Raw genomic sequence first — 14,527 nt, 5'->3', positions numbered from 1 at the left:
AGCTCGACGCTCCTGTCATGCGGGGGCGGCGATGCGGCTGGTCGATCATGTGCAGAGCGGCGACTGGCTGACCCGCGCGCGCATCCGCCTGTGGGCGGCCGCGCTGCTCGGCTTCTCGACCCTGGCGCTGCTGGTGGTCGCCGCGACCTCCGACGGCTGGACCGACTATCAGGGCCGGCCGCTCGCCACCGACTTCTCCTGCTTCTGGACGGCCGGGCAGTTCGTGCTCGAGGGGAAGCCCGCGCTCGCCTTCGACCCGCCGGCGCTGCATGCGCTGCAGATCGCCACCTTCGGCCCCGAGACTCCGTTCTACGGCTGGCTCTATCCGCCGTTCTTCCTGCTGGTCGCAGGGCTTCTCGCGGCGATGCCGTATCCGGTCGCGCTGGCCTCGTGGCTCGCCGTGACGATCCTTTTGTATCTCGTCTCGATCCGGGCGATTCTTCGCACCGCCTCGGCTGCCGGGGCAGGGCCGGGCGCGCCGGCGCCCGATCCGCTGTGGCTGCTGCTGGCGCTCGCCTTTCCGGCCGTCTTCGTCACCATCGGCCACGGGCAGAACGGCTTTCTCACCGCGGCGCTGCTCGGCGGCGCCCTCGCCGTCGTCGATCGCCGGCCGATTCTCGCCGGGGTGCTGCTCGGCCTCCTGGTCTACAAGCCGCAGTTCGGGCTGCTGATCCCGCTCGCGCTCGTCGCGGGCGGCCGCTGGCGCACCGCAATGGCCGCGACCGTCACGGTCGTCGCCTTCGCCGGCGTCACCCAGGTGCTGTTCGGGCCGGAGCCGTGGCGGGCTTTTCTGGCCGAGTCCGGGGCGATGCGCACCCAGGTGCTCGAATCGGGCAGCGCCGGCTGGCACAAGCTGCACGGTGTGTTCGCCTGGACGCGGATGTGGGGCGGCTCTGTCGGCCTCGCCTATGCGCTGCACGCCGCCGTCGCCGTGCCGGCCGCCATTGCGGTCGCGTGGGCCTGGTGGGCGCCGGTGCGGCCGGCCCTGCGGGCCGCCGCCCTGCTGGTCGGAACCCTGGTGGTTGCACCGCACAGTCACGATTACGATCTGATGCTTCTCGCACCTGCGATGGCGTTCCTGGTGACCGACGCAATGCGGCATGGATTTGACCAGAGCGAAAAAACTCTCTTCGCTGTCGTCTTCGTGATGCCGCTTTTCACCCGCGTGGTCGCCGAGCACGGGCTTCTTCCCCTCGGCACGATCGCGGCGCTCGCCCTGCTGGTCACGATCATGCGGCGGTGCATCAAAGTCGCTCGCGCGCAGAGTCGGCCTGCGGCATCAAGCCGTCGAGAGTCGCTCCAAACTCCGGTCGTGTCCTAATTGAAGTCGCATTTCCGGCGTGCAATCCTGACAGTGACCATGCGGTCGCTCATCGCCAGCAAATAACGACGCGTTCACGCCAACGGATCCGACGGAGCAGCCGCTCCCGCGAGACGAATGCGGTCAGGGAGTCGCATGTACACGCTCTATTCGATGCAGCGGTCGGGGAATTGCTACAAGGTGCGGCTCGCGCTCGCGCAGCTTCGCATTCCCCATCGACTGATCGAGATCGACGTGCTCAAGGGCGAGAACCGCACGCCCGAGTTCCGCGCCAGGAATCCGAGCGGCCGGGTGCCGCTGCTCGAGGTGGCGGCCGGACGCTGGCTGCCCGAGTCGAACGCGATCCTGTGGTACATCGCCGGCGGCACGCCGCTGGCGCCGGAGGATCGGTTCGAGCGCGCCGAGGCGCTGCGCTGGATGTTCTTCGAGCAGAACAGCATGGAGCCCAGCATCGGCGCCGCCTATTTCTGGCTGACGCTGGTGCGCGGCGGCCGCGACCTCAAGATGCACGAGATCGAGAGCTGGACGGAGTCCGGCTATGCGACGCTCGGCGTCATGGAGGAGCATCTCGAACAGAACCGCTTCTTCGCCGCCGACCGCTACACCATCGCCGACATCGCGCTCTACGCCTACACGCACATCGCCGAGCGGGCGGACTTCGATCTCGCCGGCTATCCGGCGATCCGCGCCTGGCTGAAGCGAGTCGCCGCGCAGCCGCGCCACGTCAAGATGGAGCGGGCCGCCGCGGCGCTCGAGGTGGCGGAGTAGATCTTTTCGCGCCCCAGGTCTGCGCGCCGCGAGGGGCGGCGACGCGCGGCTTCGCCTTTTGTCGAAGGCATGCGTTGCTCAGGCTACGACGAAAGGCGGGGTGCTGCGCCGTCGTCTGCACCGTCCGAGCTAATCGGACGATCCATACCTGTCGCGCTGGGCTATCCGCAGCGCCGATCCGCCGCCGAATGGATAACAACTTCCCGCCGGCGCGACCGGAAATTTAAATCATTAGATCGCGCAAGAGTAACGCCTTCTCATTTGTTTGGCGGCAATGATTTGAAGGTCCGAGGGGCCAGCCCCGGGGACTTCGCCGCGTGCATCCGCTCGCTCTTCGACCTCTCTCCGTCGTTCCACCTCTCGACGTCACCCCCATGCACAAGACCTTCATCGAAAAGCACTGGACCGAGTTGACGACCGACGAGCTCGCCAACGCACAGATCCTGTATCATCAAGCGCTGGTGCGGTTCTTCAAGGCGGTGGGGGAAAATCCCTTCACGCCCGAGAACCACCGGCGGCTCGAGCGGATCTCCTCGCGCAGCGCCGCGCTCTGCCGGCATCACGCCGCCCGCGCCAACCGCACGAAGGCCGTGGCCCGGCGGGCCTGACGGCCCGTCGCAGCGCGACGGTGTCGTGCGGCGCCCGGGTGCGAGGCGGTCTCAGAACCTCGCTTTCACGCCGGCGTAGAGGCCGCGGCCGTCGCCGGGCAGGAACACGGCCTGGTCGCTGCGCACCGCGCGGCCGATCGTCAGCGACGACACCGCGTAGTTCTCGTTGAACAGATTGCGCACCTCGGCAAAGCCGCTCCATGTCGCGTCATATTTGTAATGCGAGCGCAGGTTCACGACGGCGAAGCCCTGGGTGAACAGCGTATTGGCATTGTCGACCGGCACGCCGTCCGGCACCCACTGGACCTCGCCCTCGACCCACAGCTTCGGGTTCACGGTGTAGCGCAGCGCCGCGTTGACGAAGTGCTGCGGCGCGCCGGCGATGCGGTTGTCGCCGTAGAGCGCGTCGTTCGCGAAGCGGAAGTTCTGATACGTCCAGGTGAGGCGCGCCGTCAGGTCGTCCGCGATCCTGACGCTGCCGCCGAGCTCGATGCCGAAATGTGTCGTGCGGTCCGCATTGGTGGTGGAGAGCGCGCCGGCGATGTTGGTGGTCCTGATCAGCTCGTTGGTCAGCCACGAATAGTAGGTCACCACGTCCCAGGTGAAGCGGTCGTGGCTGCCGCGGAAGCCGGTCTCGGCCGTCACGGCGCTCTGGCCCTTCAGGTTCGGCGTCAAAAAGCCGGTCGGGCTGGTGTTGGGCGTGCCGCCCGACGCCTCGATCAGATCGTCGAAGGTCGGTGCCTCGTAGGTGCGGCTGACCGCCGCGAAGGCGACGTTGCCGGGAGCGAAAGTGTAGAGCAGCGCGAGGCTCGGGTTCCAGGCGTCGTAGGAGCGCGAAAAGCTGGTGTTGGTCGCGGCGACCGCCCCGGTCGCTCCCGTCACGGCGTTGACGGTCGGCCGCAATGCGTTGCCCCAGGTGTCGAGATTGTCGCGCGTCGCCCGCATGTAGGAGATCGCCGGCGAGATCGTGAAGGCGTCGACCGGCACGTTGAAGCCAGACCATACCGAGAGCGTGTCGGCGTCGAGCGTGTTGGACCCGAAATTGGTCGTGCGCCAGCCGCGCAGATTGTTGGCGTAGGTGCGCTCCGCGCTGCCGACCACGTACATGGCGGTGGTCTCGAACAGCGGCAGGGCTGCGGCGGCGTCCGGCCGGTAAGCGTAGCGCAGCGAGGTGGTGAAGTCGCCGCCGTCGGTGATGCGGTAGCCCGACCCGACCGGGAACCGGAAGGTGTCATCGGTGTGGGTGAAGCCGACCGCGAGGTCGAGCACGTTCGCCCCAAAGGTCGCGGTGGTGCGCGAGCCGAGGCGGGCCTGCTCGGTGTCGCGCCGCGGCTTGTCGCGCACCGCGTTCGGGCCCGCCTCGGTGGCGACCCCGTTGACGACGATCGGCCCCGGCGCGGCCTGGGTCGGGAACGCCTTCATGCGGGCCCAGGACAGCGGGCCGGGGACCTCGAAGCCCAGATCCGTATAGCCGACGAACACGCGGGTCGAGATGTTCTCGTTGATCTTGGCGCCCGCATTGGCGTTGAAGATGATGCGGTCCGAGCCGTCCCAGGCACGGTAGCCGTCGCGCTGGCCGTAGGAGTACTGCACGAAGGCGTCGAGATTGTCCTTGCGGGCGCCGCCCTGCACCTGGGTGCGCACATAGCCGAAGCTGCCGCCCTCGACACTCGTCTCGACGCCGGGCGAGCCGGAGCCGGTCGGCGACACGAAGTTGATGGCGCCGCCCAGCACGGTGGCGCCGAGGCGGTTCGCCGTGTAGCCGCGATAGACCTCGAAGAAGTCCGCCATGCGCGGATCGATCAGCCCGACGATGTAGGAGCCGTCGGCGCGGTTGAGCGGCAGGCCGTCCTGCAGGATCAGGATGCCGCGCTCGGTCGGGTTCGACTGCAGGCCGGAGCCGCGGATGTGGATCTTCGGCTGGTCGTTGCCGCCCAAAAAGCTGGTGGCGATCACGCCCGGCACGATGTTGAGCGAGTCGGCGATCGACACGTCCGCCCGGCCGGCGAGCTGGCGCTGGTCGACCACGGCGGTGCCGCCCGGTGTCGCCGCCAGCCGGCGCCGCGCCTCCGCCTCGGCCGTCGATTCGGTGGGGGCGGCGGGCGCACTCGGTCCCGGCGGGCCGCTTGCGCCGGTTCCGGCGCCGGGGCGTGCCGGTGCGCGCTCGCGTGGCGCCTCGACCACCAGCTCGTCGAGCGTCACGGTGCTGGCCGGTGCCGCCGATTGGGCGAACGCAGCGGTCGGCGCCCATCCGGCTGCAGCGACGAGCGCGGCCGCCGAGACGGCGGCCATCGAGGCGGAGCGTGGAGGCGGGCCCGGAGCCCGGGCACGCGGATGACGAGGCAGCATGGGTGCGCGCACGGACGGTCTCCGAGACGAGATGCTCAAGAGACACCGCGATCAGGCCGCCTTGGCAATTCGGGTTAGCGCGATTTTCCCTGCAGGCCCGCTATTCGCGGCGGGTCGTTGCGCCGCGAGCACGCTTCGTCCGCTCATTCGCCGCCGAGATAGCCCGCGATCTTCCAGCCGCCGGCGTCCTTGGCATAGCAGATCTGCTCGAACACCAGCGGTTGCACGCTGTCGGCGGCGATCCAGCCGGTCTTGCCGGCCGGCGTCACGATCCGCAGGACGGTGGGCGGGGCCGGCGGCACCGGTGTGGTGGCGGCCTGTCCGGGCGGCGAGGCAGATGGCGGCGGACCGCCCGAAGGCGGGCCGCCCTGGGGCGCGCCGGGGGGCGGCGGCTCGGGCATCACCCGCACCAGGATGGCGCCGAGCGTCTCGGCGACGGGCGCATCGGCCGCCGCGCCGGCGCGCACCTCGAGGCTCGGCTTGGTCGCGTAGGCCCATTCGAGCACGTCGGTGCGGCTCGCCTTGAGGAGCTGGTCGAAGGCCTTGGCGTCGAAGGCGGGCGGCGCCGGGGCGCACAGCACGCCCTTGCGCTGCGGCAGCGGCTGCAGGGTTGCTTCGCCCGCCGCCGCGGCGAGCACCTCCCAGCCGGAGCCATCGCCCGCATCGAGGTCGACCGCGGTGGCGAAATTGTCGATCGGCTTCTTCTTGCGGTCGGCCTTCTCGCCCTGGGATGCCATCCAGAAGAAGTTTTGGGCGAGCAGTCCGGCGAGGGCGGTGCGATCCTTGCGGCCGACGATCTCGCCGAGCTGCTTGCGGAACGCCTCGAAGCTCGGATCGGCGAGCGGCGTCGCCGGCGTCACGGCGATCGCCTTGTAGGGGCGCGGCGGCGCCGGCTGGGGGGCCTGCGGGCCGGGACCGGGAGGCGGAGCCGGCTGTGTCGCTTTGGCCGGTTGCTGAGGCTTGGCAGGTGCGGGCTGCGCCATCGCGGGCGACAGCCCGAGAACCGCCGCGACGAGCGCCGCGGCCGAGGAGATCAGGATCGGAGGATTGCGACGCATGCGGCGGCTCCGGAAGCGGCGACGATCGGTCGAATCGACCACGACTCTCTAGGCAGGAATTGCGACCCGGTTGCGGCCGGAACGGGCCCGTGAGCGGCCTCGTCCGTCGGGCCGGAGCGATCTGAAATGTTCCGGGTTAGATGGGGGCGCCCGGGCGATTCGCCGGGTCTCCGATCTCGAAGCCGAGGCTGCCGATGCCGTCCTTTTTCACCTCGCCCCATGTCCTTCCGGTCGTCCTGCTGGTCGCCTCCAACGTATTCATGACGACGGCCTGGTACTGGCACCTGCGCTTCAAGGAGGTGACGCTCTGGCAAGTGGTGCTGATCAGTTGGGGCCTCGCCTTCGTCGAGTATTGCCTCGCCGTGCCGGCCAACCGCTGGGGCGCGACCGTCTACGCGCCGGCGCAGCTCGAGACCATCCAGGAGGTGGTCACGCTCCTGGTGTTCGCGGCGTTCTCCTGGCTCTATCTGAACCAGCCGCTCGCCTGGAACCACGCGATCGGCTTCGCCTTCGTGGCGCTGGGGGCGTTCTTCGTCTTTCACCGGTGGTGAGGGTCTGTGGTGCGTCGCCGCTGCGGCCGCGCCGCCGCGGCGCGTTTCGGAGCGACCGTCTCGGCGGAGCCGTCGGGCGCCGCCGTGCGCGGCGCCGGCGCCGGGCGGTTGTGCTCGAGGGTCTCCTTCAGTTGTCGCAGGAAATCGCGGCAGGCCGTCGAAAGCACCGCGTGCGTCGGATAGATCAGGAAGTATTCGAGCCAGAGGTCCGGCTCGCAGATCGGATCGGCATAGAGGGTCTGCTGCCTCGCTTCGTCGGCCACCGCAATGCTGGGCAGGATGGTGGCCCAGTCGGTGTGGCGGACGAGATCGAGCTTTCCCAGCACGCCGTCGATCTCGACGATCCGCCCGGAGCCTCCTTCGCCGAGGCGAACGACTCCGTCCATGATCTGCCGCAGCGTATGCTGCTTGGATGGCAGGACGAGCTTGCGTTTGGCGAGATCGCGGGCGAGCACCGGAACCGGCGACCGCTGCTTGCGTTTCTGGCCTGGCCCGCGACCAGGGTTGGTGACCAGCACGAGCTGATCGGAGAAGAAGTGGCTGGTCTTCAGCCCGAGATGGCTCGGGATGGTGGTGACGACGGCGGCTTCGATGTCCCCGGTGACCACCCGCTGCGGAAAGGAGCCGCCGACGATTCCCTCGAACAAGGCGACATTCACGTAAGGATGCGTCTGCATGTAGCCCGGCAGCATCCAGGACAACGCGCCCTTGAACAGGGCGGGCGGCAGCCCGATCCGGATGGAGCCGGCAATGCTGCCGGACAGATCCATCATGCGCTGCTTCGCCGACTTGATGGAGTCCAGCACCTCGGTGCACGAGGCATAGAACTGGCGGCCCGCGACCGTCGGTGTCACGCCCCGCGCCGTTCGGTGAAACAACTGCTGCGACAGCGTCGCCTCGAGCCGCTGCATGTGCAGGCTGAGGCCTGGCTGGGTGCAGTGCTCCCGTGCCGCGGCTTTGCTGAAGCTGCCCTCCTCGTAGGCCGCGACGAAGCAGCGAATCTGCTTGAGATCGATCGAGTCCACGATTGCCCCCGCAGCAACGGCACGGCGCGAGCCTAGGGCAGGCACGCCTGAAAGGACATGCGCACGGACGCTTTGCCAGGGTTGCGGCGGCGCCGGGCACCGATCGGTCGTGGAGCCCGCCACCGGACCGGGCGGGTTCCGCAACCGGCGGCCGGCGCGACGACGCTCGCGCGTGAAGCCGCGGACTTGGGGAAACAGCGGACATTGTCCCGCCTTATGGGCGGTATCCTCCAATATGATTGGACAATATAGCTCCCGGTCGCACTCTGCGGACGTCTCGATGTCGGTGCTGGTCGGTCCATGTCGCCGTCGTCCGCTGGGTCACGCGCCTCGATTCGAGATGCGGATCGTTGCAGCGGGCGAGCCGCCGAGCCATGGATCGGCACCTCCCCGCGCCGTCACTGCCAGAAAGCTGTCCACCAGAAACCCGACGACCTCACCAGGTCCGGGTCGGCGCCGTCGTTTTCACGCGGGTCGATCCGTGGCCGTGCCGATTCAGGACGAACGACATGCCGCACTATGAATGGGACAAGATCGCCGAGACGATGATCACGCCCAGCCACTCGACGGCGAGGGGCAGGACCATCACAGGAAACCAGATCCTCCTGCAGAAGATCGATTATCGCGGCGACCGCGGCGATGGAAAGAACGGCGCCCGGATGCACAATCATCCCGAGGAGCAGTTCCTGATCGTCACCGAGGGAACCTTCCGGATGCGCGAGGAAGGCGGCGAATGGTGCGTGCTGAAGCCGGGCGACGTCTATCACATCCCCGCCTATCTCATGCACGAGATGATCGTCGAGGGTGACGGGGCGATCTACCAGTTCAAGGTCCGGGTCCCCGGCCACAGCGTGTTCGACCATAGCTGGGCGCCCGGTTCGAAGGAGGCGTGGGAGCAGCACCACGCCCGCTTCGACGAAATGACCGATGCCTACAAGGAGAAAAATCCCTGGTGAGGCGACCGCCGAGGTCGCGTCACCGGTCTTGCCGCCCCGGCTTCGCCACCGCGTCGCCGGAGCGGCCGAGACTCGAAACGTGCGGAACGAGGCACAGTCATGGGCATGGCCGATACGATCGAATCGAAAGCCGGCATCGTCGCCGGCACGGGCGCTCTCGAGCGGAGCCGCTATCGCTGGGTCGTCTGCTTTCTGATCTGCCTGATGTCGCTGATCATCTTCATGGATCGCACCAACATCTCCATCGCGGCCCCGGCGATCATCAAGGAGTTCGGGCTGAGCAAGACCGAGATGGGATTGGTCTTCAGCGCCTTCGCCTGGGCGTACGCGCTGGGCAACATTCCGGGCGGCTGGCTGGGAGACCGCTACGGGCCGCGCCTGATGCTGACCCTGATGGTGCTGTTCTGGTCCATCATGACCATGGCGACGGCGCACGCCGTCGGATTCGTCTCGCTGGTGGCCATCCGGTTCGTGTTCGGACTGGGCGAGGCCGGTGCCTGGCCCACCGCGACGCGCGGCATGCAGCACTGGTACCCCAAGTCGGAACGCGGCTTCGTCAACGGCGCGACCCACAGCGCCGCGCTGCTCGCGACCTCGGTGGTGCCGCTGGTCGGCGTCGCCATCATGGACGCCTTCGGCTGGCGATCGATCTTCCACATCTTCGGCGTGTTCGGCATCGTGTGGGCCGTCGCCTGGTGGTTCCTGTATCGCGACAGGCCCGAGCGGCACGGACGCGTGAACGAGGCCGAGCTCGCTCACATCCACCACGATGCGACGCCTGAAACCGCAGCGGCGTCGGCGGTCCCGGCTGTCCCGGCGGTGCCGTGGGCGAAGATCCTCACGTCGCGGAACATGTGGTGCCTCGCCGCCTCCTACATCGCCTTCAACTACACGAGCTACTTCTTCTACTACTGGATGCCGACCTATCTGATCGAGCATCATCATATCTCGCTCAAGGCGATGGGCGTCATGGCGTCGCTGCCGCTGGCGGCGGGGGCGATCGGCTCGTTGATGGGCGGCGTCCTGACCGACACGGTCTATCGGCGCACCAAGAACCTGAAATGGTCGCGGCGCGCCGTCTGCATCATGGCCATGCTGGGCGCGGCCGTGTTCATGATCCCGGCCGGCCTGAGCGATCAGCCGGCCGTGGTCGTCCTGTTCCTCGCGCTCTCGATCTTCTTCCTGACCTTCGTTCTCGCCCCGGCCTGGGCGGTCGCCATGGACATCTCGGGCGGGTTCAGCGGGACGGTGTCGGGGGTCATGAACATGGTGGGGCAGGGCGGCGGCTCGCTGTCCCCGATCGTGTTCGGTGCGCTGGCCCAGAACGGCTACTGGATCGCCCCGTTCTACATCACCTCCGGCGTGCTGGTCGCCGCGGCGATCATCTGGGCGTTCCTGATCGATCCGGAGCGTTCGGTCCTGGAGCGGTAGGCGCGGGATCGCTGTCTCGGTCCATGTCGCGGGCCCGGCGCCGACCAACGGTGCCGGGCCCGTTTCGATATCGGGCGGCCGGCGGGCGGGATCGGCTGGTGGTCGTTGCCGAGCGAGGTCGGCGTCGACGTCACTTCACCCGGCAGCGCGCCGGAAAGCCGGCCTTTGCGGTGGCCGCGGCGAGGCCGCCGCCCGGCACGAAGACCTGGCGGGCGGCTTCGAAGCCCTCGGCATGGCTCGGCGCGATCGTCACCGTCACGGCGGTGGCGGCCGGGATGTCGCGGGCGACCGCAGTCGCCGTCGCATCGGTGCCGACCCAGGCACCGTCGAATCCCTCGACCGTCAGGGCGACGGCGGGCTTGTCGTCGAGCGCCACCGTGACCGGCAACTGGGTGAGGTCGCTCGGGCCGCCGGGCCGCGTCGAGACCCGCGCCACCAGGCCGAGGCCGAGCCCCGTCTTGCTGCAGAACAGGAAGAACTCGTCGCCCGCCGGCGTCGTCGTCGAGACGAGCGTGCCGAGACCGCCGCCCTTGCGGGCCGACCAGCCGGCTTCGGCCGCGGTCGCCACCAACGACAGCGAGGCCATCGACAGCACAGCCGCCAGAAAGCCGAACCGGACGGGTCTCGTCGACAGGGGCATGGCGAACCTCGTGGAGGGCGCTCCTGGCCGCAGCGCTACCGCCGTATCTGTAGCGCCTCAGTCGCGCGGGCGCACCTGGGCGCCGATGCCGGTGATCAGCACCGTCAGGCCGCCGAGGACGACGAGCCCGAGGCTGACCGCGCCGGCGATCGGCAGGCCGCCGCCCGATGCGGCGGGAGGCCCGAGGGGCGCCGCTTCGGCGATCTGCAGGGTCACGGCGGCGATCAGGATGGCGATCGACAGAACCAGCGCCACGGTCGCGACCAGTTGGGCCAGCACGGCGGTGCGCCGGCGCCGGATACGGGGCTCGCGGTGGATGGTGAAGCCGCAGGGTTCTGTGATCGAGCGTGTCATCGGTTGCCGTCGTGTGGTTCGCGGTCTTTCTGCCAAAAGATCCGGGCAGGCGTTCGACCCACTCTGGGCAAAGGCGAGGCATCGTCTTAAGGAACGGTTAACGCCGGCTTCCGGGGCGGCGCCCGCCGATGGGGCCGGGCGCCCCGCCGAGGGCGCGGCGGCGACCGTTCGTAATTTTGCCGTGCTTCCGTTTTCTTTCCGGGGCCGGGGCGTTCGAGAAGGGGAACCGAGGCGCATGACGGCAAACGGGAGGCTGGCGCTGGTGGCGGTCGCATTGTTCGCGGTCGGTCCGGTGACGATCGGCCCGGCCGGGGCGGCCGAGAACGGGCTGATCGGCAAGTGGCACATCACCGAGGCGGTGCCGGGCCCGTGGGTGCGGTCGAAGGAGCGCAACGGCCTCACCGAGCAGGGCCGCAAGCTGGTCGAGACCGAGATCACCTTCGAGGACGGCGCCATCGTCTCCAAGCACCAGGGCCTCGCCTGCAAGCGTGCCCTCTACCAGACCGGAACCTACCCGACCGACGCGCTGTTCCGCGGCTCGCTGCCCGACGGCAGCCAGGATCGCATCGCCCGCGAGTTCGGGCTCAACCGCGCCGACGTACCGAGCGTCGACGTCGACTGCGCCGGCGGCCATTTCACCTACCACTTCCGCGATCGCAACACCGCGCTGTTCGCGTATGACGACGTCATCTACACGCTGAAGCGGCGCTGAGCGCGATTACGGCGGGGCGGTCTCGCGCGGCTTTCGTTCTCACAGCATGTCGGGCCGGAACCGGCGGCGCCAGCGCCGCGTCGTCTCGCCGGCGATCATGAACTCGCCGTCGCCGCGATAGTGCAGCGTGCGCGGGGCGCGCTTGGCCTTGGCGGCATGGCCCTTGACGACCTCGAAGACGAACAGGTTGTATTTCTTGATCAGGCTCGCGTCGGCGAGCCGGCATTCGAACGAGGCCCAGCATTCGGCGATCAGCGGCGCCGACACCATGGTGCCGGGCTGCGGCGTCAGGCCGAAGCGTTCGAACTTGTCGACGTCGCGGCCCGAGCAGTTGCCGATGTCGACGACGATGTCGGCGAGATCGACGGTCGGCACGTTGATGACGCAGGCCTTGCTCTTGCGGATCAGCGCCTGGGAGTGGTGCTCGCTCCAGATGTAGCAGCCGACCAGCGAGGGCTCGAACCCCATAACCATGTGCCAGCCCATGGTCATGATGTTGGTCTCGCCCTGCCAGGCTGAGGAGACGAGCACGATCGGCCCGGGCTCGAGGAAGCGGCGGACATCCGTCACCGGAAAATCCGACTTGGCGACAGGTTTCATGGGACGGCCTCGGGGTGGGCTGCCGGGACGGCGACCGTGCCCGATGATAGCGCGGGCTGGGACGGCGGTCGCGGGCGGCGTCGGGCCGCGACGGCCCGTCGGGGCGCCAGCATTGCGTGTCTGGCGTTCCTTCAGCCGGCCCCCCGCCGCCGAGGCCGTCCGCCGGCGCCCCGCGGTTCCGTCCCGCGCGCCGCAAAATCCGATTCCCTCGGCGCCGCCGGGCCCCTATATTCTGCCCGGGCCCCTGTGGCGGAATGGTAGACGCGCCTGACTCAAAATCAGGTGGTTGCAAGACCGTGCTGGTTCGAGTCCGGCCAGGGGCACCACGCAAAAACAATAAGTTAGCCTGGTAGAGGGTGGGCGCCACACAGGATTTCTGCATTCAAAAGGTTCCAAATAGGTCCCAAAGCGACGCAGTTCGGGACCTGTGTTCCGCCCACCGCACCAATGCTGCCGGGGGCCGCCGCCCGATCGCCCGTCGCATCTCGTCCGGCGGGGAGTGTCAGGATCGTGACGTGTTATCTGCAGCGGCATAATAAGGGCGGCGCCCACTCGGACCTCATGGCCGTCTGCGACCTGCCGGCGCCAACACGAGATGGGGGGCTTCCACTCCCTCCAGAATGCGAAGGTATCATCTTTCGCATATCGGCGGGCATTTCGAACGGCGTCGCGGTGGTCATAGCTGTCCCGGATTTGAGGCGCCGCGATCGGCGCCTTCTCTCTCAGTTCATGCTGCACAAGTCTCGAAAGGTCCGGATCCCTTCCGCGACGGCTTGAACCGACGCGGAACGTCGCAGCCACTCAAGACCGGCCGAAATTCAGACACACCAAAAAGTGCGCCGGAATCGCTGTGTGGCCTTCCAGATCCATCCGCCCGCTGACCCCAACGACCAAGCTGCTACCAGTGCTGTTGTTTCTTTCTCACTTTGTCGCCCGATCCGTTCTCACGAACAAGGAGGTGTGCGACAAGAAACAGAATGAACGCGCCGGCCGTGGCATTGACGCCCATGATCAGGAGCATGTAACCAGGCATGTTCTCTTCCTCCCCATCGGTAGAGGGTCTGTCGGGCCCTGTGGCGGCTCGGCAAAGTGGGGCCCTCTGGGACAGACAGCGCGAACATTCACCCATCGAATAGAACGGAATTTCACCCGTCGAAATTGAAGGCATGTGCTCTAAGAAAGCCCTTGACTGTGCCGAATTGCTCACAGAGCCACTTAAAAGTGTTTTGAATTCCGGTCACTATAGCAGCGGTCGAATGCCGTCTCTTTGAGTCCAGTTAGGGCCATTTGGCCGCCGCGACGCAGCGCCAACGAAATGGACCAACAACTAATCGCTCGTGGGGGTCGGATCGGATTTCCCCGTAAGGTTTATCTCCACGGTGACAGGCACGAATCGCCCTGCGTTGAGGTTTTCGGCGCTCGATCCCGCGCTTGACGATCGCGGGGGCCTTGGTCGGGCGGCATTCGCACGATAGGCGGAACTGCATGGCGGTGCGGAGTCCGAGGTGGCGCTTGGTCGGTTGCCCCGTGGACGATCATCCGACGCTGCCCGCCGAGCTTGTGCCCTTTTAGGGATTACTCCGCGCGGCGATCTGCACGACTATCCGCATATCAATGCCCTGCCGAACGTCGGGAAAGAAGGCGCGCGTTTGGGAAGATCGCGGAAACAATCTGGGCGGCCCTCGTCCACCATTCCATCGCCTACGCGCAGCAGGCAAAAACCTTTGAGCGCGAAGGTCAAGCCGTGCGCGAGCCGCGCGACCGACATTCGCACCGTGTCGCTGCGGCCGGGGCCGCGCCTGGCGGCGTGGCCGTGAGCAATTCTACACAGTTCTCATCATGGGAATGCGTTATCTCGCAGGAGCGGCTCGCTGGAAGGGCAGTGCCCTGCCATCGGGTCGTCGTTTCGATAATCCCGGATATCCCGGCTTCGCCAGGGTTGCACCATCTCGCGGTTCGTCCACGGGGGCCATCGTCTGCGCCGCATGACGCCGGGTGGCATTGGATGGCCGGAGCCGCAGATCAAGTGACGTGTTCACGCGCTCGAAGTCTTTAGGAAAGGGATGTGACATGTCCAAGGTTACCGCCATCGAGGAGGTCGTCGCGAAGATTCCCGACGGCGCCTCGTTGATGATCGGCGGGTTCATGGGGGTC

General features: G+C 67.7%; 13 protein-coding genes and 1 tRNA gene. 8 read left to right on the top strand and 6 right to left on the bottom strand.

The annotated features are described in order from the left end of the window. Positions 1–31: 31 nt before the first annotated feature. The 3 genes from HXX10_RS22275 to HXX10_RS22265 all read left to right on the top strand — a co-directional run bounded on the left by HXX10_RS22275 (position 32) and on the right by HXX10_RS22265 (position 2,697). Entirely contained in the window at positions 32–1,321 is a 1,290-nt protein-coding gene (locus HXX10_RS22275) for a glycosyltransferase family 87 protein (RefSeq protein WP_296525353.1), read from the top strand. Positions 1,322–1,456: 135 nt separating this feature from the next. Beyond that, complete coding sequence (locus HXX10_RS22270; protein ID WP_296525351.1) at positions 1,457–2,089, top strand: glutathione S-transferase family protein; 633 nt, start codon at positions 1,457–1,459, stop codon at positions 2,087–2,089. Between the two features lie 374 nt (positions 2,090–2,463). Beyond that, complete coding sequence (locus HXX10_RS22265) at positions 2,464–2,697, top strand: hypothetical protein (RefSeq protein WP_296525349.1); 234 nt, start codon at positions 2,464–2,466, stop codon at positions 2,695–2,697. Between the two features lie 51 nt (positions 2,698–2,748). On the opposite strand, the gene HXX10_RS22260 is transcribed toward HXX10_RS22265, so the two are convergent. Then, positions 2,749–4,989: a TonB-dependent receptor gene (locus HXX10_RS22260; RefSeq protein ID WP_296525347.1), complete on the bottom strand. Its 2,241-nt coding sequence runs from the start codon at positions 4,987–4,989 to the stop codon at positions 2,749–2,751. A 200-nt stretch (positions 4,990–5,189) separates the two neighbouring features. Further along, entirely contained in the window at positions 5,190–6,104 is a 915-nt protein-coding gene (locus HXX10_RS22255) for a hypothetical protein (protein ID WP_296525345.1), read from the bottom strand. 194 nt (positions 6,105–6,298) lie between these two features. On the opposite strand from HXX10_RS22255, the gene HXX10_RS22250 reads away from it, so the two are divergent. After that, the gene (locus HXX10_RS22250) at positions 6,299–6,655 is read left to right on the top strand and encodes a DMT family protein (RefSeq protein ID WP_296525344.1); all 357 of its coding nucleotides are present in this window, start codon (positions 6,299–6,301) and stop codon (positions 6,653–6,655) included. Here HXX10_RS22250 and HXX10_RS22245 read toward each other — a convergent pair. Next, positions 6,643–7,803 (bottom strand): LysR family transcriptional regulator, encoded by a 1,161-nt coding sequence (locus HXX10_RS22245; protein WP_296525342.1) that lies wholly within the window; start codon positions 7,801–7,803, stop codon positions 6,643–6,645. The genes HXX10_RS22250 and HXX10_RS22245 overlap by 13 nt on opposite strands. 386 nt (positions 7,804–8,189) lie before the next feature. Between HXX10_RS22245 and HXX10_RS22240 the strand changes: the two genes are divergently transcribed. Together HXX10_RS22240 and HXX10_RS22235 are read left to right on the top strand one after the other, a co-directional pair. Further along, positions 8,190–8,636, top strand: coding sequence for a cupin domain-containing protein (locus tag HXX10_RS22240; RefSeq protein WP_296525340.1), 447 nt, complete (start codon positions 8,190–8,192; stop codon positions 8,634–8,636). A 99-nt stretch (positions 8,637–8,735) separates the two neighbouring features. Beyond that, complete coding sequence (locus HXX10_RS22235; RefSeq protein ID WP_296525338.1) at positions 8,736–10,067, top strand: MFS transporter; 1,332 nt, start codon at positions 8,736–8,738, stop codon at positions 10,065–10,067. A gap of 130 nt (positions 10,068–10,197) precedes the next feature. Here HXX10_RS22235 and HXX10_RS22230 read toward each other — a convergent pair whose 3' ends face one another. Next, positions 10,198–10,707 carry a hypothetical protein gene (locus HXX10_RS22230; RefSeq protein WP_296525337.1) on the bottom strand — a complete coding sequence of 170 codons (510 nt, stop codon included), beginning with the start codon at positions 10,705–10,707 and terminating at the stop codon, positions 10,198–10,200. A 57-nt stretch (positions 10,708–10,764) separates the two neighbouring features. Beyond that, the gene (locus HXX10_RS22225) at positions 10,765–11,061 is read right to left on the bottom strand and encodes a hypothetical protein (protein ID WP_296525336.1); all 297 of its coding nucleotides are present in this window, start codon (positions 11,059–11,061) and stop codon (positions 10,765–10,767) included. Positions 11,062–11,296: 235 nt separating this feature from the next. Here HXX10_RS22225 and HXX10_RS22220 point away from each other — a divergent pair, with 235 nt between their 5' ends. Next, positions 11,297–11,773 (top strand): hypothetical protein, encoded by a 477-nt coding sequence (locus HXX10_RS22220; protein WP_296525335.1) that lies wholly within the window; start codon positions 11,297–11,299, stop codon positions 11,771–11,773. Positions 11,774–11,812: 39 nt separating this feature from the next. Here the strand turns inward: HXX10_RS22220 and HXX10_RS22215 are convergent, their stop codons facing one another. Next, entirely contained in the window at positions 11,813–12,373 is a 561-nt protein-coding gene (locus HXX10_RS22215) for a flavin reductase family protein (protein ID WP_296525333.1), read from the bottom strand. A gap of 240 nt (positions 12,374–12,613) precedes the next feature. On the opposite strand from HXX10_RS22215, the gene HXX10_RS22210 reads away from it, so the two are divergent. After that, positions 12,614–12,699, top strand: a tRNA-Leu gene (locus tag HXX10_RS22210). Positions 12,700–14,527: the final 1,828 nt, after the last annotated feature.

Origin of the sequence: Rhodoplanes sp., from assembly GCF_013377085.1 — a bacterium.
In the GTDB taxonomy this organism is placed as follows: domain Bacteria; phylum Pseudomonadota; class Alphaproteobacteria; order Rhizobiales; family Xanthobacteraceae; genus Rhodoplanes.
Note: the sequence above shows the minus strand (reverse complement) of the source record. Positions and strands in the feature narration are given on the sequence as shown.

Bases quoted from the DNA above. Each gene is read 5' to 3' on its own strand.
- HXX10_RS22275 (WP_296525353.1), top strand. From the start codon at position 32: ATGCGGCTGGTCGATCATGTGCAGAGCGGCGACTGGCTGACCCGCGCG.
- HXX10_RS22270 (WP_296525351.1), top strand. From the start codon at position 1,457: ATGTACACGCTCTATTCGATGCAGCGGTCGGGGAATTGCTACAAGGTG.
- HXX10_RS22265 (WP_296525349.1), top strand. From the start codon at position 2,464: ATGCACAAGACCTTCATCGAAAAGCACTGGACCGAGTTGACGACCGAC.
- HXX10_RS22260 (WP_296525347.1), bottom strand. From the start codon at position 4,989: ATGGCCGCCGTCTCGGCGGCCGCGCTCGTCGCTGCAGCCGGATGGGCG.
- HXX10_RS22255 (WP_296525345.1), bottom strand. From the start codon at position 6,104: ATGCGTCGCAATCCTCCGATCCTGATCTCCTCGGCCGCGGCGCTCGTC.
- HXX10_RS22250 (WP_296525344.1), top strand. From the start codon at position 6,299: ATGCCGTCCTTTTTCACCTCGCCCCATGTCCTTCCGGTCGTCCTGCTG.
- HXX10_RS22240 (WP_296525340.1), top strand. From the start codon at position 8,190: ATGCCGCACTATGAATGGGACAAGATCGCCGAGACGATGATCACGCCC.
- HXX10_RS22235 (WP_296525338.1), top strand. From the start codon at position 8,736: ATGGGCATGGCCGATACGATCGAATCGAAAGCCGGCATCGTCGCCGGC.
- HXX10_RS22230 (WP_296525337.1), bottom strand. From the start codon at position 10,707: ATGCCCCTGTCGACGAGACCCGTCCGGTTCGGCTTTCTGGCGGCTGTG.
- HXX10_RS22225 (WP_296525336.1), bottom strand. From the start codon at position 11,061: ATGACACGCTCGATCACAGAACCCTGCGGCTTCACCATCCACCGCGAG.
- HXX10_RS22220 (WP_296525335.1), top strand. From the start codon at position 11,297: ATGACGGCAAACGGGAGGCTGGCGCTGGTGGCGGTCGCATTGTTCGCG.
- HXX10_RS22215 (WP_296525333.1), bottom strand. From the start codon at position 12,373: ATGAAACCTGTCGCCAAGTCGGATTTTCCGGTGACGGATGTCCGCCGC.